At 45.7% G+C, this 20,343-nt stretch carries 13 protein-coding genes and 1 tRNA gene; all 14 read right to left on the minus strand.

Going from position 1 to position 20,343, the window contains the following annotated elements:
- Positions 1-46 precede the first annotated feature (46 nt).
- Complete coding sequence (gene rpoC, locus C6W44_RS03130; RefSeq protein ID WP_105244187.1) at positions 47-4,264, minus strand: DNA-directed RNA polymerase subunit beta'; 4,218 nt, start codon at positions 4,262-4,264, stop codon at positions 47-49.
- 166 nt (positions 4,265-4,430) lie between these two features.
- Entirely contained in the window at positions 4,431-8,549 is a 4,119-nt protein-coding gene (gene rpoB, locus C6W44_RS03135; RefSeq protein ID WP_105244188.1) for a DNA-directed RNA polymerase subunit beta, read from the minus strand.
- Between the two features lie 628 nt (positions 8,550-9,177).
- Positions 9,178-9,552, minus strand: a complete 375-nt coding sequence (gene rplL, locus C6W44_RS03140) for a 50S ribosomal protein L7/L12 (protein ID WP_105244189.1) — start codon at positions 9,550-9,552, stop codon at positions 9,178-9,180.
- Between the two features lie 126 nt (positions 9,553-9,678).
- The gene (gene rplJ / locus C6W44_RS03145; protein ID WP_105244190.1) at positions 9,679-10,206 is read right to left on the minus strand and encodes a 50S ribosomal protein L10; all 528 of its coding nucleotides are present in this window, start codon (positions 10,204-10,206) and stop codon (positions 9,679-9,681) included.
- A 428-nt stretch (positions 10,207-10,634) separates the two neighbouring features.
- Positions 10,635-11,336: a 50S ribosomal protein L1 gene (rplA, locus tag C6W44_RS03150; RefSeq protein ID WP_105244191.1), complete on the minus strand. Its 702-nt coding sequence runs from the start codon at positions 11,334-11,336 to the stop codon at positions 10,635-10,637.
- Positions 11,337-11,768, minus strand: a complete 432-nt coding sequence (gene rplK, locus C6W44_RS03155; RefSeq protein WP_105244192.1) for a 50S ribosomal protein L11 — start codon at positions 11,766-11,768, stop codon at positions 11,337-11,339. It abuts the gene before it with no gap.
- Between the two features lie 88 nt (positions 11,769-11,856).
- Positions 11,857-12,387: a transcription termination/antitermination protein NusG gene (nusG, locus tag C6W44_RS03160; RefSeq protein WP_075100322.1), complete on the minus strand. Its 531-nt coding sequence runs from the start codon at positions 12,385-12,387 to the stop codon at positions 11,857-11,859.
- Between the two features lie 69 nt (positions 12,388-12,456).
- A complete protein-coding gene (secE, locus tag C6W44_RS03165; RefSeq protein ID WP_105244193.1) occupies positions 12,457-12,945 on the minus strand; it encodes a preprotein translocase subunit SecE in 489 nt (162 codons plus the stop codon).
- 51 nt (positions 12,946-12,996) lie between these two features.
- Positions 12,997-13,072 (minus strand) — tRNA-Trp (locus C6W44_RS03170).
- A gap of 415 nt (positions 13,073-13,487) precedes the next feature.
- Positions 13,488-14,816 (minus strand): elongation factor Tu, encoded by a 1,329-nt coding sequence (tuf, locus tag C6W44_RS03175; RefSeq protein ID WP_105244194.1) that lies wholly within the window; start codon positions 14,814-14,816, stop codon positions 13,488-13,490.
- A 236-nt stretch (positions 14,817-15,052) separates the two neighbouring features.
- The gene (gene fusA / locus C6W44_RS03180) at positions 15,053-17,179 is read right to left on the minus strand and encodes an elongation factor G (protein ID WP_105244195.1); all 2,127 of its coding nucleotides are present in this window, start codon (positions 17,177-17,179) and stop codon (positions 15,053-15,055) included.
- Between the two features lie 342 nt (positions 17,180-17,521).
- Entirely contained in the window at positions 17,522-17,995 is a 474-nt protein-coding gene (gene rpsG / locus C6W44_RS03185; protein ID WP_105244196.1) for a 30S ribosomal protein S7, read from the minus strand.
- 206 nt (positions 17,996-18,201) lie between these two features.
- Positions 18,202-18,576: a 30S ribosomal protein S12 gene (gene rpsL, locus C6W44_RS03190; RefSeq protein ID WP_075102600.1), complete on the minus strand. Its 375-nt coding sequence runs from the start codon at positions 18,574-18,576 to the stop codon at positions 18,202-18,204.
- Between the two features lie 479 nt (positions 18,577-19,055).
- Complete coding sequence (locus C6W44_RS03195; RefSeq protein WP_105244197.1) at positions 19,056-20,237, minus strand: EcsC family protein; 1,182 nt, start codon at positions 20,235-20,237, stop codon at positions 19,056-19,058.
- Positions 20,238-20,343: the final 106 nt, after the last annotated feature.

A 20,343-nucleotide genomic window follows, 5' to 3' on the forward strand; every position in this document is an offset into this window, starting at 1 on the left:
GCAACATAGGCTGGCTTTTTTGACAGTGATAAGACATCAAAGACAATTAATTGTCTTGATTTAGTTCTTGCGCAAAGGCTTCATCAAAGCTTGCAAAGTCTTTACTATCGGTGCTGGCCGTCATATCAAAAGCTGCGTTTAGATCTGACTCTTGCAGTTTTTGCTCTGCTTTTTCTTTACGGGCTTTGTGATAAGCAAGCCCCGTACCAGCAGGAATCAAGCGACCAACGACCACGTTTTCTTTTAGACCACGTAGCTCATCAACTTTACCTGTTACCGCAGCAGCAGTTAGGACACGAGTAGTCTCCTGGAACGACGCCGCTGAGATAAAGCTTTCTGTTGCCAGACTTGCTTTGGTGATACCAAGCAATTGACGCTCATACTGAACTGGGAATTTATTCTCAGCTTCCAGTTTAGCATTCAAGGCTATGACATCAGCGTACTCGACCTGATCGCCTTTAAAGTGGTTTGAATCACCGCCATCAGTCACTTCAACTTTGCGCAGCATCTGACGAATAATAACTTCGATGTGCTTATCGTTGATTTTTACACCTTGCAGACGATAGACGTCCTGTACTTCGTTGACGATATAATCAGCAAGGGCGGTTTGACCTTTTAGACGTAAGATGTCGTGCGGGTTTTGCGGACCATCAGCGATGATCTCACCGCGAGCAACAGTCTCGTTTTCGAAAACGTTGATTTGACGCCATTTCGGGATCAGCTCTTCATGCGTCTCACCATCTTCGTTGGTGATGATAAAGCGGTTTTTCCCTTTGGTTTCTTTACCAAAGCTGACCACACCGGTCATCTCTGCCATGATGGCATGATCTTTTGGACGACGTGCTTCAAACAAATCAGCCACACGTGGTAGACCACCGGTAATATCCTTGGTACCTGATGACGCTTGTGGTACACGGCCTAATACCGAACCTGCGGCTACTTTCTCACCGTCGCTGACGCGGATGATGGTTTCCGCTGGCAAGAAATAAACCACTTCTTTGCCTTCATCCGTATTCAAGATGATAGCAGGACGCAAATCTTTAGCCGAGCTTGAACGGTCACGAGTCGCTAAAATCTCAAACGAGCTCATACCCGTTGCATCATCGACTTTGACCGTCGCTGTCGAACCATCAATGATATCGCTAAAGCGTGCCGTACCGGCAAACTCTGTGATAATTGGGTGCGTGTGTGGATCCCATTTAGCGATGGTCTGGCCACCTTCGACTTGCTCTTCGTTTTTCACCAGAACGCTTGAACCATAAGGCACTTTATAGCGCTCACGCTCACGACCAAGCTCATCGGTCAACGCAAGCTCTGCTGAACGCGAGACGATAACCAAGTGGCCATCAGTGTGTTCAACCGTTTTCATGTTTTCAAAATGCACTTGACCTGCATTACGTGCTGAGATGCTGTTGTCCACAGATGCTGAGCTTGCTGCCCCGCCCACGTGGAAGGTACGCATGGTCAACTGAGTACCAGGCTCACCGATGGACTGCGCTGCCATGACACCGACTGACTCACCGATATTGACCTTATGACCACGAGCCAGATCACGACCATAACACTGTGAACACACGCCATGCTCAACTTCACAGGTGATCACTGAGCGTACCCAGATGTCATCAATGGCGTTGTTGTCTAGTACATTTACCCAATGCTCATCTATCAACGTACCCGCTGGAATCAAGACTTTTGACGGATCGTCATTGTACGTCACATCACGCGCGGTCACACGGCCAAGAACAAGCTCACCGAGTTTTTCGATGATCTCACCACCTTGGATGTGCGGCTTCATGAGCAAGCCTTCTTCGGTACCACAGTCTTCGCTGGTCACAACCAAGTCTTGCGCCACATCGACCAAGCGACGCGTTAGGTAACCTGAGTTAGCCGTTTTTAGGGCAGTATCAGCAAGACCTTTACGCGCACCGTGCGTCGAGATAAAGTACTGTAGTACGGTCAAACCTTCACGGAAGTTGGCCTTAATCGGTGTCTCAATGATTGAGCCATCTGGTTTTGCCATCAAACCACGCATACCAGCAAGCTGACGAATCTGCGCGGCACTACCACGAGCACCAGAGTCTGACATGATAAAGATAGAGTTAAATGATTTTTGCTCGTCTTCTTCGCCTTGGGCGTTGATGACTTTATCGGTCGCTAAGTTATCCATCATCGCTTTAGCGACTTTATCGTTGGTACGCGACCAGATATCGACGACTTTGTTATAACGCTCACCTGCAGTCACAAAACCTTGCTCAAACTGATCTTCAATTTCGCGAACTTCAGCTTCGGCGGTTTCGATGATTTGTTTTTTCAGCGGCGGAATCACCATATCATCAATACCGATTGACACGCCTGATAATGTCGCTTGAGCAAAACCAAGATACATCAATTGGTCAGCAAACATGACACTTTCTTTGACGCCGACTTTACGGTAGCAAGAGTTGATCAAACGCGAGATGTTCTTTTTGGTCATCTCTTGGTTACACTCATCAAACGACATGCCTTGTGGCATGATGTTCCAGATAAGCAAACGACCAGCCACCGTTTCTTTTAGAGTGACTTCTTTGCTTTCGTTGCCCTCTGCATCGACGTGCGTTTCTGTCACACGCACTTTAATTTTTGCGTTGACATGCAAGTCGTTTGAACCAATGGCACGCAAAGCTTCGTTGACGGTCGAAAATATCATGCCTTCGCCTTTGGCATTGATCGACGAGCGGCTAATGTAATACAGACCAAGTACAACGTCCTGTGAGGGTACGATAATTGGATCACCGTTGGCAGGCGATAGGATGTTGTTGGTTGACATCATCAATGCGCGCGATTCGAGCTGGGCTTCTAGCGTCAATGGCACGTGTACGGCCATTTGGTCACCATCAAAGTCAGCGTTAAACGCGGTACAAACCAGCGGATGCAATTGGATCGCCTTACCTTCAATAAGTACCGGCTCAAATGCCTGTAAGCCCAAACGGTGAAGCGTTGGCGCACGGTTTAGTAGGACTGGATGCTCACGGATAACCATGGCCAGCATATCCCATACTTGCGGCTCTTCACGCTCTACCATCTTTTTGGCGGCTTTAATCGTTGTGGCAAGGCCATGCGATAGCAGCTTGTTGTAAGTAAATGGCTTGAACAACTCAAGTGCCATTTTCTTTGGCAGGCCACACTGATGCAGACGCAGGGTCGGACCAACAACGATGACCGAACGACCAGAATAGTCAACACGTTTACCAAGTAAGTTTTGACGGAAACGGCCTTGCTTACCTTTGATCATATCTGCCAAGGATTTCAATGGACGTTTGTTACTACCAGTAATGGCACGGCCACGGCGACCGTTATCAAGCAAGGCATCGACTGATTCTTGTAGCATACGTTTTTCGTTACGTACGATGATATCAGGCGCACTTAGCTCGAGCAGACGCTTTAGACGGTTATTACGGTTGATAACGCGGCGATACAGATCGTTTAGATCTGATGTCGCAAAACGGCCGCCTTCTAGTGGTACCAACGGACGCAAGTCTGGTGGCAATACTGGTAAGATATTCATTACCATCCACTCAGGCTTGTTGTTCGAGTCACGGAACGCTTCTAATAGTTTTAGGCGCTTAGACATCTTTTTGAGCTTGGTTTCAGAGCCTGTTTGCGGGATCGCTTCGCGCAGCTCATCAATCTCGATATCGATATCGATGTCTTTGAGCAGGTCTTGTACCGCTTCTGCACCCATTTTGGCGGTGAATTCGTCACCGAACTCTTCTAGGGCTTTGTAGTAGTCTTCATCATCGAGCAGTTGGTACTTCTCTAAAGAAGTCAGGCCAGGCTCAGTGACGATATAGCTCTCAAAGTATAGAACGCGTTCGATATCGCGTAGGGTCATGTCGAGAAGTAGACCGATGCGGCTTGGCAGAGACTTTAAGAACCAAATGTGCGCAACAGGGCTTGCAAGGTCAATGTGACCCATACGATCACGGCGAACTTTGGCAGTGGTGACTTCTACGCCACACTTCTCACAGATAACGCCTTGGAACTTACGACGTTTGTACTTGCCGCACAAGCATTCAAAGTCTTTGACTGGACCAAAAATTTTGGCACAAAACAGACCATCACGCTCAGGCTTAAATGTACGGTAGTTGATTGTTTCTGGTTTTTTAACTTCACCATGTGACCACGACTTAACCACATCAGGGGCGGCTAAGGTAATTTGAATACTATCAAACTCTTGATTACCGCTAGCGGTAGGGCTTTGCATGATATCGAGTAAATCTTTCAAGTTGCTTCTCCGTTATCTTTATAATCATCTAGCAGCATATTGTCGACGCCAAGTTAGATGAATGAAGGCAATGAATCGGGTTGAGACAAATCACCAAAAGCAGTCGCCATAAGCGTACTACTTTTGGTTGACAACTAAGTTAAACAGCAATCTTTCTGCTTTGGGTTTAGTTGCTTTGTTTTAACTCAATATTAATACCCAGTGATTTGATTTCTTTGGTCAGTACGTTGAATGACTCAGGCATACCTGGATCCATGTACTGCTCACCATCGACGATGTTTTTGTACATACGGGTACGGCCTTCGACGTCATCTGATTTCACTGTCAGCATCTCTTGCAATGTGTAGGTTGCGCCGTACGCTTCTAGTGCCCATACTTCCATCTCACCGAATCTCTGACCACCGAACTGTGCTTTACCACCTAGTGGCTGCTGGGTGACCAGTGAGTAAGAACCCGTTGAACGTGCGTGCATCTTGTCATCGACCAAATGGTTAAGCTTGAGCATATACATGTAACCCACGGTCACTTTACGGTCAAACTTCTGACCGGTACGGCCATCATACAAGGTTTGCTGACCATCACGATCCATACCAGCAAGCTCTAGCAAGTCTTTGACTTGATACTCGTGAGCACCATCAAATACTGCTGTACCCATCGGCACGCCATCACGTAGATTGTCTGCTAATGCCAAGATATCATCATCAGACAAGCTGTCTAGATCGACTGACTCACCACCGACTTGGTTGTAAATCTTGTCTAAAAACTCACGTAACTCTTTGATTGCCGCCTGTGCTTTTAGCATACCGTCAATCTTTTCACCCAAGCCCTTAGCCGCCATACCCAAATGCGTCTCAAGCACCTGACCGATGTTCATACGCGATGGTACACCTAGCGGGTTCAATACGATGTCAACGGTATTGCCATGCTCATCATACGGCATGTCTTCGACTGGCATGATGCGTGATACCACACCTTTGTTACCATGACGACCGGCCATTTTATCCCCTGGCTGGATACGACGTTTCACTGCCAGATAGACCTTAACGATTTTTTGGACGCCATGCTGCAAGTCATCACCAGCCGTTAATTTGCGTTTTTTCTCTGCAAATTTCACATCGATGTCTTTTTGCTTATCGACCAAGTAATCAGCGATCTGCGTGAGACGCTCAGAGATCTCTTCTTCGACTGGCTGGATGTCAAGCAGCGTCTCAAGACTCATCTCTTTCATGTCAGCCAACGCCATGACTGTGCCGGCTTTTAGACCAGCGCCGCCACTGACTTTTTGACCATCAAGCAAGGTACCAATACGGCCGCGAGCCGCTTCTTCAAAGATACGTAGCTCTTCTTTTAAATCTTTACGATAGCTATCGAGCTGCGACTTCTCGATTGCTTTGGCACGCGCGTCTTTTTCGACGCCATCACGGGTAAAGACTTGTACGTCGATGACCGTACCTTTGCTTGATGTTGGCACTCGCAATGAGGTGTCTTTTACATCAGCAGCTTTTTCGCCAAAGATAGCCCGTAGCAATTTCTCTTCTGGCGTGAGCTGCGTCTCGCCTTTTGGTGTGACTTTACCAACCAAGATGTCGCCTGCGTCTACTTCAGCACCGATATAAACGATACCTGCTTCATCAAGGTTTGAAAGCGCCGCTTCACCAACGTTTGGAATATCAGCAGTGATTTCCTCTGTTCCAAGCTTGGTATCACGCGCCACACAAGTCAACTCTTGAATATGAATGGTGGTAAAGCGATCTTCTTTGACGACTTTTTCAGAAAGCAAAATCGAGTCTTCGAAGTTATAACCATTCCACGGCATAAAGGCGATACGAATGTTTTGACCAAGCGCCAATTCACCCAAATCGGTTGATGGGCCATCAGCTAGAATATCCCCTGACGCGATTTCGTCGCCTTGGTTGACAATGATGCGCTGGTTGATACAAGTATTTTGGTTTGAGCGCGTGTATTTGATCAAGTTATAGATATCGATACCCGCTTCGCCTGCGACCATCTCCTCTTCGTTGACACGCACGACGATACGCGAGGCATCGACGTCTTCGATCACACCGCCACGCTTGGCGATCACACATACGCCAGAGTCACGCGCGACGTGACGCTCCATACCCGTACCCACTAACGGCTTATCCGCACGTAGCGTCGGAACCGCCTGACGCTGCATGTTTGAACCCATCAATGCACGGTTGGCATCATCATGCTCTAGGAATGGAATCAAACCTGCGGCAACCGATACTACCTGACTTGGTGACACATCCATATGCGTCACTTTTTCTGGTGGCATACGGACAAATTCACCATAACTACGCACGCTGACCATCTCATCGCTTAGCTCACCATTTTCACTCACTGGCGAATCTGCTTGAGCAATGACCGTACCAACTTCTTCGATGGCTGATAGGTATTCGATCTGGTCAGTTACTTTGCCATCAACCACACGGCGATAAGGCGTTTCTAAGAAACCAAAGCTGTTGGTTTTGGCAAAGGTCGCTAGTGAGTTGATCAGACCAATGTTTGGACCTTCAGGCGTCTCAATCGGACAGACACGGCCATAATGGGTGTCATGAACGTCACGTACCTCAAAGCCTGCACGCTCACGGGTCAGACCACCTGGGCCAAGCGCGGATACACGGCGCTTATGCGTGACTTCAGACAATGGGTTGTTTTGGTCCATAAACTGTGACAACTGACTTGAGCCAAAGAACTCTTTGATAGCAGCTGCTACTGGTTTTGAGTTGATCAAATCTTGTGGTGACAAGTTGTCTGATTCTGCTGAGCTTAAACGCTCTTTGACCGCACGCTCTACGCGCACAAGGCCCACGCGGAACTGGTTCTCTGCCATCTCGCCCACTGAACGAATACGGCGGTTACCTAAGTGATCGATATCGTCGACTTCACCGCGACCATTACGAATCTCAATCAGCTCTTTTAACACATTGATGATGTCATCATTGGTCAACACACTACGCGCACGCTGGATATCAGCATCGTCAGTGTCCTCAAACTCAAGACCTAGGCGACGGTTAAACTTCATACGACCGACGTTTGACAAGTCATAACGATCGGCGTTAAAGAACATGCTCTCAAACAGCTTTTCAGCGGTCTCAACCGTTGGTGGCTCACCTGGGCGCATGACTTTGTAGATCTCAATCAATGCTTCTTCACGGCTAGAAGTGGTATCAGCACGTAGCGTATCGGCGATATAACTGCCTTGATCGATATCGTTGGTGAACAAAATGCTAAACTCTTTGAGTGCATCACTGGCTTCGAACGCACTGAGCTTGACCAACAATTCATGATCGATGAGCGTATTGGCATGAGCAATCACGTCACCATTGACCACGATATCTTCAGCCAAGATGCGCTCGTATAGATATTCATCAGGCACAGCAATTTTCGTCATACCCGCTTGCTCTAACTGACGGATACGGCGAGCATTGATACGTTTGCCCTGCTCGACGATGATATCACCATCAGGTGACACGATATCGAACTGCGCCATCTCGCCGCGCAGACGATCAGCGACCAGATCAATCTCAAACTGCTCTTCACCCTTATAGACTTTTACTTTATCAAAGAACAAATCTAAGATTTCAGAGGTCGTCAAACCAATCGCACGTAAGATAATAGACGCAAGTAACTTACGACGACGGTCAATACGAGCAAAAACTAAGTCTTTGGCATCAAACTCAAAGTCGAGCCATGAGCCGCGATAAGGGATGATACGAGCGTTGTAAAGCACCTTACCACTTGAGTGCGACTTACCTTTATCATGATCAAAGAACACACCAGGCGAGCGGTGCAACTGTGATACGATGACACGCTCAGTACCGTTGATAATAAAGGTACCGTTATCAGTCATCAGTGGCATCTCGCCCATATAGACGCTTTGCTCACGGATGTCTTTGATCGCCGCTTTACTGTCTTTATCTTTGCTGTCTTTGTCCTTGATAATCAAACGGATCTTGACACGTATCGGTGCTGCAAACGTTGAGCCACGCAAGATACACTCACGCTCATCAAACTCAGGCTCGCCTAAGTAATATTCAACGAATTGTAGCTCTGCATTACCAGAATGACTCTCAATCGGAAAAATAGATGAAAAGGCAGCTTGCAGACCAGTATTCTCACGAGCTTTCGGCTTTTTGTGCTCTTGCAAAAATTGCTCATAAGAATCTACTTGAATAGACAGTAAATAGGGAATGTCCATTACAGTGGGCAATTCAGCAAAACTTTTGCGAATACGCTTTTTTTCAGTATAAGAATATGCCATCGAGAGTCCTTACAGTAAACGTGGAAACAAATTAAAAGCGTGGCATGCGTGCATAAATACTATGCAAACATAGCAACGTAAACGTTAATATAAAACAGGTGTTCGTGTTCAGTTTATATCTTTTGTTAATGACTACTTTACTACCAGTGCCGGCTTAGCACCCTTATCAAGTTTTGTCATCAGCATCTAGGTCTTTTACCTAGACCATCCAACCAAAACCCCATCAGCTGTCACTCATCAAAACCAATATCGTCGCTGATATCTACCGTCTACGAGCCTACATACTGACAGTACAACCATGCAAAATAAATAACCTAAGATAAACAGCTTATTAGAACTAATAATATTGGGGATAACTATAACTTTTAGAATCAGTGTAAACTATAGCGTTAATGGAAAAGCATGCAGACACAAAAAAACGCCAAACATCTCAAGACGTTTAGCTCATATCACTGATTTTAAAAACTGGCATGTGTGCTTGCATGTATATCGTCTGTCCTTTTGATGGGTATCCACCGTGATGTTGCATACGTATGTTGGCAGACACAAAAGGTCAAGCTACGAATTATAGTAAAAAAAAGCTGGCAATGCAAGGCATTACCAGCTTTTTTTTCGTACAGTGTTAAACTTATTTTAGTTCAACAGTTGCACCAGCTTCTTCAAGTTTCTTTTTCAACTCTTCAGCTTCGTCTTTAGACGCGCCTTCTTTGATTGGTGCTGGAGCACTTTCAACCAAATCTTTTGCTTCTTTTAGGCCAAGACCAGTTGCTTCACGTACGGCTTTGATAACGCCAACTTTCTTGTCGCCGAAGCTAGCAAGAACAACGTCAAACTCGTCTTTTTCTTCAGCAGCAGCAGCGCCACCAGCAGCAGCAGCAGGTGCAGCAGCAGCAACAGCAGCAGTTACGCCGAATTTTTCTTCCATATCGCTGATTAGCTCAACGATGTCCATTACTGACATTTCAGCGATTGCGTTTAACACATCTTCTTTAGATAGTGCCATGAGAACTCTCCGTTATCTGATAAAAATTAATTGATTTTAATATCGCTTTGGTCGTTTGCCAAATATGCAAATAGAGCTGGCAATACAGTACAACCAGCGATGTCAAAGTTACGTTAAAACAAGCAATTAAGCAGCTTCTTTTGCGTCTTTGATTGCCGCTACAGTGCGAACGAACTTGCCAGGAACAGCGTTCATAGTCTGGACAAGCTTGGTCACTGGTGCGTTCATAGTTGCCATCAAGATAGAGATTGCTTCGTCGCGAGTTGGTAGCTTCGATACGCGCTCTAGCTCTTCTGGACCATAAACTTCACCACCGACTGATACTATTTTGGTCTCTAATGCTTTGTTTTCTTTGCTAAAGTCGAAAACGACTCTGGCAGCAGAACCCAAATCTTCCATAGAGAAAGCCAAAAGTAGTGGACCAGTCATACGGTCTGACATGCTCTCAAAATTAGTGCCTTCAAATGCGCGTTTTGCTAGGGTGTTTTTCACCACTTTTAAAACGACGCCTTTTTCACGAGCTTGTTCGCGCAGCTTAGTAAGCTGTGCAACACCAAGACCGTGATATTCGGCAGCTACTGCTGAGTAAGCATTAGCAGCAACTTCAGACACTTCAGCCACAACTTGTTGTTTTTGTTCTAGCGTTAATGCCATAAGTTGACTCCTTTAATCTTATCAATCCGCTCAACTTTTAGTTAAAAACGATCAGCTAAGATTGACTTGATACGACACGTTATTCATAACTTCTAAAAATAGAGTTTATTCATAACGACTGATTACGGCACCGTTATCAGACTGACATCGAGTGATAGATTGGTATAAATACCGGTTTATCGGCTCTTATCAACAACTGGGTGGGTCACCGTCTGCGTAGGACAACTAAGATTTTCATCTGTCGTCGATTAACAAAAGCAGCTTACCGTCATCACTAGCTATCAAAAGACCACTTAATAATGACGTAAAACCGCTCTCTACCTACGGTCTTAGACAGCATAGCGTTTGCTACGCTGACCTAATTCTTTAAAACAATATAGACTCTTTATTCAAAATCGTTGAATATCGAGTAATTTTTATACAAAAAACTATTTAGCCACGCGATAAGGAACAGGATCGATAGTGATGCCTGGGCCCATGGTGCTAGACAAGGTGATTTTCTTAATGAATGTACCTTTAGACGTCGCAGGCTTAGCGCGCTTTAGATCTGAGATCAATGCTTGAACGTTTTGGGCAACTTGTTCAGTCGTGAAACCAACTTGACCGATAGTTGTGTGAATGATACCCGCTTTGTCAACACGATACTGTGCTTGACCAGCTTTGGTATTGGCCACAGCTTCCGCAACGTTTGGCGTTACTGTACCAACTTTTGGGTTAGGCATTAGGCCACGTGGACCTAGGATAGTACCTAGTTGACCCACCACACGCATCGCATCTGGAGCTGCGATAACAACGTCAAAGTCCATGTTACCGGCTTTAATGTCTTCTGCTAGGTCTTCAAACCCTACAACGTCTGCACCAGCTTCTTTGGCGGCTTCAGCAGCAGCGCCTTGAGCGAATACGGCAACGCGTTTGGTTTTACCAGTACCCGCAGGCAGGTTGGTAGCACCGCGAACGACTTGGTCAGATTTACGTGGGTCAACGCCCAAGTTTACTGCGATGTCGATAGACTCTTTAAACTTCAAAGGTGGCAAATCGTTTAGGATTTGAACCGCTTCTTCAAGAGTGTATAGCTTTTCGTTTTCAATGCGATCAGCGATTAGCTTTTGACGCTTAGTAAGTTTACTCATTTACACACCCTCCACGGTAATACCCATTGAACGAGCGGTACCAGCGATGGTACGAACAGCAGCGTCAAGATCAGCAGCAGTCAAATCTGCGTCTTTAGTTTTCACGATTTCTTCTAGTTGTGCACGATCAACTTTACCGACTTTTGCGGTGTTTGGCGTACCAGAACCTTTCGTGATACCAGCAGCTTTACGTAGTAAAAACGCAGCTGGTGGTGACTTCATGATAAAGGTAAAAGACTTATCGTTATATACCGTGATTTCTGTAGGAATCGGCAGACCTGGCTCTTGGTTAGAGGTCGCTGCGTTAAACTCTTTACAGAACGCCATGATGTTCACGCCTTTTTGACCCAAAGCTGGACCAATCGGTGGTGAAGGGTTTGCTTTACCTGCAGGCACTTGCAGTTTGATGTAACCATCAATCTTCTTAGCCATGATATTCTCCTAAATGGGTGATAGCGCCAAATCAACATGGTAGAAACCTTGTCGAAAAACAGCTCCCCGGTTAATGAACTTTATAGGTTTAGTCTAATTTTTCAACTTTACTAAACTCAAGCTCGACCTGAGTCGGCCTATTAAATACGTTTACGGTCAGATGTAGTTTAGACTTTTCATAATCCACTTTTTCTACCAACCCTTTAAAGTCAGTAAATGGACCATCGATGACCAACAATTCTTCGCCTGGCTCAAAGAGCGTCTTAGGACGTGGGTCAGCTTCAGTCTGATTCAGACGGTTCAAAATACGATCCGCTTCTGCCTGCGTGATAGGTGCTGGCATCTCTGGCGTACCGCCAATAAAGCCCATAATACGTGGACAGTCTTTGACGATGTGCCACGTGTTGTCATTCATTTCCATCTGGATCAATACATATCCTGGAAAGAATTTACGCTCACTCTTACGCTTTTTGCCGTCTTTCATTTCGACGACTTCTTCTGTCGGCACCAACACATCACCGAACGAATCAGCAAACTCACTGCGGTTGATACGATCAGTTAATGAACGCTGTACTTGCTTTTCATATCCTGAAAATGCTTGGACAATATACCAACGCATATCACGCTCCTGATCATTATAAATAAGTCGTTATCCGTCCATTTTGGTCTTGCCCACTAATACGTGTGACTAACCAATAAAGATACCAACGAACCAATTAAAGAAGTTATCCAACAACCAAATAAAGAACCCAACAATCGCAATCACGACAAGCACTTGCCATGTGTATTGAAAGGTTTCGTCTTTACTCGGCCAGGTCACTCGGCGTAGCTCAACCGCAGCGTCTTTTAGTAAAATTTTAAAAGCGCGACCCTGATGGGTTAAGGCCAAACACACCAAAGCAACCACAACCAAAGCAACAATGATGCCAATACGCACCCAGACATCGTTGGCTGGCTGCCAATAACCGGGTAAATACTGATTGACCAATGTTGCTGCAATTAATACTACTGCGGCTACAAGCCACAAAATCAAATCTTTGATTGAGCCTGTCTTAGCAACCTCGACCGCAGTGGTCTTATTGCCTGCTGAGACGTGCTTACCTTTAGTCAGCATCGAGCTCGCCGTCGCCTTGGCATCAGATAACGTATTCTCGAGGTTATCTTGATTATTGCTCATAAAGAACTCGCTTCGGAGATGGTGAGGTACAACAAAGATGTGATAAGAAGATGGCAGGCGATGTAGGACTCGAACCTACAACCCTCGGTTTTGGAGACCGATGCTCTACCAATTGAGCCAATCGCCTATGGGTGTAAAGGACAGCATTATACAATATTTAGCATAGAATGCAAGCCCTTAGCGGTAAAATTATCATTTTTACCGAGCTTTGCTCTTAGTCATTTTGCGGCTACATCAGTCTTACTTGGGTAAATAAATAAGTAAAAATCGATGTCCCAACTGACTTATTAAAAGCAGCGTTAATATAGCAAGCTCTCATAAAAAACACAATAGACTAAAAACAAAAAGAACGGTATTTTTACTTACTGCAGTTATTGATAGTTATAGCTTTAAAAAACATACTTTATGAAGTACCACCTTCCCTGCCCCTTTCCAATAAAACCCCATAACCCTCTATAAGCGCCCAAAAAAAAGCCACCCTATAAAGGATGGCTTTTCACTACTCAATACTCGGTGTCAGCTTGCGCTGAGATCAGTATCGCTTAGCCTTTTACGTTAGCTACCACACCAGCACCTACAGTACGGCCACCTTCACGGATAGCAAAACGTAGGCCTTTGTCCATAGCGATTGGGTGGATAAGCTCTACGCTCATCTCAACGTTGTCACCAGGCATGACCATTTCTGTACCGTCTTGTAATTGGATTGCGCCAGTTACGTCAGTGGTACGGAAGTAGAACTGTGGACGATAGCCGTTTAGGAACGGAGTATGACGACCACCTTCTTCTTTTGATAGTACGTATACTTCGGCGTCGAAGTTGGTGTGCGGAGTGATTGAACCTGGCTTGGCTAGTACTTGGCCACGTTGGACTTCTTCACGCTTGGTACCACGGAGTAGTACGCCACAGTTTTCGCCTGCACGACCTTCGTCTAGCAGTTTGCGGAACATCTCAACACCAGTACAGGTGGTTTTTTGGGTGTCTTTGATACCGACGATTTCGATTTCGTCACCAACTTTTACGATACCAGATTCAACACGGCCAGTTACAACGGTACCACGACCTGAGATTGAGAATACGTCTTCGATTGGCATTAGGAATGCTTTGTCGATGTCACGCTCTGGCTCTGGGATGTAGGTGTCTAGGGTGTTTAGTAGTTCTACGACTGCTGGTTCGCCGTATTTGCCGTCGTCGCCTTTTAGGGCTTGGGTGGCACTACCTTTCATGATTGGGGTGTCGTCACCTGGGAAGTCGTAGTCGTTTAGGAGTTCACGTACTTCCATTTCGACGAGCTCTAGCAGTTCTTCGTCGTCTACTAGGTCACATTTGTTCATGAAGACGATGATGTATGGTACGCCTACCTGACGTGATAGCAAGATGTGCTCACGAGTTTGTGGCATTGGGCCATCAGTTGCTGATACGACTAGGATTGCGCCGTCCATTTGTGCGGCACCGGTGATCATGTTTTTAACGTAGTCGGCGTGACCTGGGCAGTCAACGTGGGCGTAGTGACGGGTGTCGGTGTCATACTCTACGTGTGAGGTGTTGATGGTGATGCCACGTGCTTTTTCTTCTGGGGCTGAGTCAATTGACGCGTAGTCTTTTGCTTCGCCGCCTGAGGTTTTTGCTGCTACGGTTGCGATAGCGGCGGTTAGGGTTGTTTTACCGTGGTCAACGTGTCCGATGGTGCCGACGTTGACGTGTGGCTTGTTGCGTTCAAACTTGGCCTTTGCCATGGGTAATTCCTCTTTTTTTGGNGTTTTTGCTGCTACGGTTGCGATAGCGGCGGTTAGGGTTGTTTTACCGTGGTCAACGTGTCCGATGGTGCCGACGTTGACGTGTGGCTTGTTGCGTTCAAACTTGGCCTTTGCCATGGGTAATTCCTCTTTTTTTGGGGTCGGCGCTTAACTAATATAAATATTAAATTTCATATAGATAAAAGCTAAAGCAGTAGAGACCACATTAAAATAATTGTTAAAAGGTTGCACATACTAATGTGCAGATATTATAAGAAAATCACGGCCAATAACAAGTCTTTTAACAAGTTATTGGCGGATTCTTCGCTGACAATATAAAGATATGCTTTATATTGTCATTTTATGAGCGTTATTTACTCGTCATCATCTTTAGAGTTGTACTTAGAGATGATAGATTCTGCAACTGATTTTGGAATCTCAGCATACTTCTGGAATTCCATTGAGTAAGTTGCACGGCCCTGTGACATTGAGCGCATTTGTGTGGCATAACCAAACATTTCTGCTAATGGTACTTCAGCACGAATTTGCTTAGTACCACCAGGCAAGTCTTCCATGCCTTGGACCATACCGCGGCGGCGGTTTAGATCGCCCATGATATCGCCCATATATTCTTCTGGCGTTTCAACTTCTACTTTCATCACAGGCTCAAGTAGTGCTGGGTCTGCTGCCAAGAAGCCTTTACGGAACGCGATTGAACCAGCCATTTTAAATGATAGCTCATCCGAGTCGACGTCATGGTAAGAACCATCGTACAAGGTCGCTTTTACGCCAACCACTGGGTAGCCTGCAAGTACGCCGTTTTGCATACGTTCTTGGATACCTTTGTCGACCGCACCGTGATACTCTTTTGGTACCACACCACCAACAACTTCTTCAGCGAATTCGTACTCAACATCACCTGCTGGATCAAGCGGCTCAAGACGTAGCCAAACGTGACCAAATTTACCACGACCACCAGTCTGACGTACAAACTTGCCTTCTTGTTCAACTGAGTTACGAATGGTCTCACGATAAGCAACCTGCGGCGCACCGATGTTTGCTTCTACGTTAAACTCACGCTTCATACGGTCAACCAAGATCTCAAGATGTAGCTCACCCATACCACTGATGATGGTCTGACCAGACTCTTCGTCTGTGCGAACGCGGAATGATGGATCTTCTTTGGCCAAACGACCTAGAGCAATTGACATTTTTTCTTGGTCAGCTTTGGTCTTTGGCTCAACTGCTAGAGAGATAACTGGATCTGGGAATTCCATACGCTCTAGCGTGATGACGTTGTTTTCGTCACAAAGCGTATCACCCGTGGTTACGTCTTTCATACCTACCAATGCGGCGATATCACCTGTACGGATTTCTTCTAGCTCTTGTTGAGAGTCTGCCATCATCTGTACGATACGGCCAACACGCTCACGCTTCATTTTTACTGGGTTATAAACGCTAGCGCCTTGCTTAACCACACCTGAGTAGACACGAACGAAAGTTAGGCTACCAACGAACTTGTCGTTCATGATTTTGAATGCTAGTGCTGAGAACGGTGCATCATCAGAAGCTTCACGAGTCGCTTCAGTTTCATCTTTATCGTTCAAGATACCACTGATTGCTGGTACGTCGATTGGTGCAGGTAGATACTGAATAACCGCATCTAGCATCTTTTGTACACCTTTGTTTTTAAAGGCAGTACCACAAAGCATTGGGATGATTTCGTTGTCGATAGTCAACTGACGAAGTGCGCTGTGGATTTGCTCTTCAGTCAATTCACCATTTTCAAGATACTCATTCATCAATTCTTCTGAAGCTTCAGCAGCGTTTTCTACGAGATACTCACGGTATTCTTCTGCTTTGTCTTGTAGCTCAGCTGGAATCTCACGCTCTTCATACTGCATACCTTGAGACGCTTCGTCCCAATAGATAGCTTTCATGGTGACTAGATCGATAACGCCTTCAAAGTCATCTTCTTTCCCAATTGGGATAACCAATGGTACTGGCTTGCCGCCTAGACGCGTTTTGATTTGATCGATGACGCGATAAAAATCCGCACCAACACGGTCCATTTTGTTAACAAACGCAAGACGTGGTACTTTGTATTTGTTTGCCTGACGCCATACGGTCTCAGACTGTGGCTGAACACCGCCTACTGCACAGTAAACCATGCAAGCACCATCAAGAACACGCATAGAACGTTCAACTTCGATAGTGAAGTCAACGTGACCTGGGGTATCGATGATGTTGATGCGGTGTTCGTCAAACTGCTTAGCCATACCTGACCAAAAACAAGTTGTTGCTGCTGAGGTAATAGTGATACCACGCTCTTGTTCTTGCTCCATCCAGTCCATAGTGGCTGCGCCATCATGTACTTCGCCAAGCTTGTGGCTAACACCGGTATAAAATAAAACACGCTCAGTAGTGGTCGTCTTACCAGCATCGATGTGCGCTGAGATACCAATATTGCGATAGCGCTTTAGGGGAGTTTTACGAGCCATAGTGTTTTCCTAGGGAAATTCGTGTATATAATAATGTGTTGTGTCTCTGCCTAATACTCTATGACAAAGCGGTGAGCTTCGTAATATTACTTACTGATTATTGAGCCTAATACGGACAAAAACAGAGCAAATACTAAGAATAGTGTGGCATCAAATTCGGGATGCTCTCTAGCAAAAACTGTACTTCTCAGAGAAACATCTTGATAGATGTCCGCCACCTCAGTCATTAATAAATAACATTTATATATGACGGAACGATGATGGCGGCAATCAGTAGAATAAACAACAATGTAGGACTAATGAGCATGAGCCATTAGTCTCAAGCTACTATTAAAAAGCAGCTTAGAAACGGTAATGCGAGAATGCTTTGTTGGCATCTGCCATGCGGTGAACTTCGTCACGCTTTTTCATAGCAGCGCCTTTGCCATCAGCAGCGTCATTCAATTCGCCTGCCAAACGTAGAGACATTGATTTTTCAGAACGCTTAGCAGCAGCTTCGGCTAACCAACGCATTGCCAAGGCAGTACGACGGGAGGGGCGTACTTCCATTGGTACTTGATAGGTAGCACCACCCACACGGCGAGCTTTTACTTCGACCATTGGGCGTACGTTTTCTAAGACTTCTTCAAAGAAAGCTACTGGATCTTCGATATTACGTTTTGCACTAACTGTCTCAAGTGCACCATAAACGATACGCTCAGCAGTAGATTTTTTACCATGACTCATTACATGGTTGATGAATTTTGCAACAGTTTGGCTACCAAACTTAGGATCCGGTAGGATCTCACGGGCAGCAACGACGCGACGTCTTGGCATAATAAATTTCCTTGTCTTCAGGAGTGTCCAACATTCACAACATCATACTTGTCATCATAGAGCATAGTGATGAGTTGTCAGTTAGCCTTACTGCATGGTGGTATGTTTAAGGGTAAGTTACATCTTATCAATCTAATTACCGTCGACACCGAACCCATGCACAGTTATTGGGTAGTACTAAAAGCTGAGCAAATAACGTTTAGTTATTAAACTTTAGGCTTCTTAGCACCGTACTTAGAGCGACCTTGCTTACGGTCTTTAACGCCTGCGCAGTCAAGTGCACCGCGAACGGTGTGATAACGTACACCTGGTAGATCTTTTACACGACCACCACGGATAAGAACAACACTGTGCTCTTGTAGGTTATGACCTTCACCGCCGATGTAGCTTGATACTTCATAGCCTGAAGTCAAACGTACACGACATACTTTACGCATGGCAGAGTTTGGTTTTTTTGGCGTGGTAGTATATACGCGAGTACATACACCGCGGCGCTGTGGGCACGCTTCCAACGCAGGAACTTTTGACTTTTCCTTGATGGACTTGCGGCCTTTACGAATCAATTGGTTAGTTGTTGCCATAAGGCATCCTTCTCCCGTTTGGTATAAAACAAAAAAATGGGGAAACACGCCAACTATCTGACATAAATGCCAGATTTTGACGCACCCATTTTTAGGACAGTGTATTATAAAGAGTTGTTGCTGCTATTTCAACCACTTATGAATGGTTTCACTTTACAATCTGTGGTAGATATGCATGCAGCTACTTACTATAACATTTTATCTATTTTTCGTTAACTATCATGCAGCGAGAACCACTAAAGTGTTGGCTAAGCGCCTAACACAACATAGTCGTATGCAAACCAGTAAATAAGCAAAAAAATAAACAAAGCAGGCAAGCAAATAAAGCTTGGTATGAAATAAATGGCGACATCGGCGCGTTTTTCAAGTGCGTGTGAAGCCCCTGCGCTAGGCTTAAACCTCGCTTAGAATCCGCTTAGAGGCCAAGGTCCGCCTGTTATCTCTCTAACGCGCCCCTAAGTAATATATGGCTGCTGCGCCTACTTATCAGCGGACGATTGCTCTGCAGAATTTTTATCAGCCTTTGTCTTGTCGCTATTTCTTACGTTTTTATCTGCTGTGTCTTTATGCTCTTTGCTTTTAGTATCTTTGTTTTCAGCATCCTTCTTCGCTGACTCTTTTGCTGTGTCTGTGTTTTTTGCGTCTGTTTGCTCAGCCTGCTCATCTGTTTTTTGCGCATTATCGCCGGCTTTATCGACCTCAACTTCACTACTGCTGTCATCAGTGATAGCACGGTTTGCCAATTTGGCTTCTGGGGCAAAGGTTGCTTGCGCCACGCCGATGACCTCATCAATCAGCTGGCTGTTGTAACGCATACCGATAACGACAGCGGTGGCGGGCAGTAAGCGGCGCACCCATGACAAGTTAATCTGGTCTAAATCAATACCCACTTGACTGGCGACGCGGTCTACTTGCTCGGCATAAAAATTGACGTTTTTATTTTTTAAGCCGAGGTTTTTTAGCTCATTATGCAAGCCGTTGTTTTGTGCATTGTCTAGCAGCCCTTTACCAATGCCTATACCCGCCAGCAGCGCTTGTTTTTCTTGCATTTTACTCAGGTCGGCATTGGCAAGCAGTTCATAAGCCATCTTGGTGCCTTGCGTGCCGGTCAGCGGTTTGTTGTATACAGCCGCCAGCTGATAAACGGTACGTAGAGAAACCAATAGCAACCATAAAGTGTCAGCAAGCAGTCCTGGCAATCCTGCCAAGCCTGTCAGACCGCCCATGGTCGCAAGTGCGCGGTTTTGGTTGGCGATATCTGTCGCTAAGGCATAACGCTGCTCGTCATCTAAGCTCTCGATATTGGCAAAGCGATGCTCATGAGGCAAATCAATCTGACTCCAGTTAAAAGCGAGCTTGGCCACTTGCGCAAATGCGCCATCAAGGGTCGATTGAAACAAGCTATTGGGCACCACTTTTTTGGCGTATTTACCATAAGTAGCAAAACGTGGGCCAAGCAGCTGCTGAGTGGCCTTTAGCGTCTGCTCACGAAACAGGTCTTGCTGATAGTCGTCGTCCCCTAAATTTACGGCTTTGTATTGACGCGGCTTGCTGGTTTTGGCATTCATGCCATCAATCACAGCGCCCATACGCTCTAAATTATTGCGGGTAAATGCGCCGATACTGCTGACGCCCTTCGAGAGAGTGCTACGCTTTGCCATCTGGTTGTCCTTAATATGATGAATGGTTATTGTATTATTTAACAATCAACGCCAATCAGCTTTATGCTGAGTGTGGTGTTTCTTAGTTTTGTTATTGCTATTTGTC

The organism is Psychrobacter sp. Marseille-P5312 (genome assembly GCF_900291405.1).
Classification (GTDB): Bacteria; Pseudomonadota; Gammaproteobacteria; order Pseudomonadales; family Moraxellaceae; genus Psychrobacter; species Psychrobacter celer.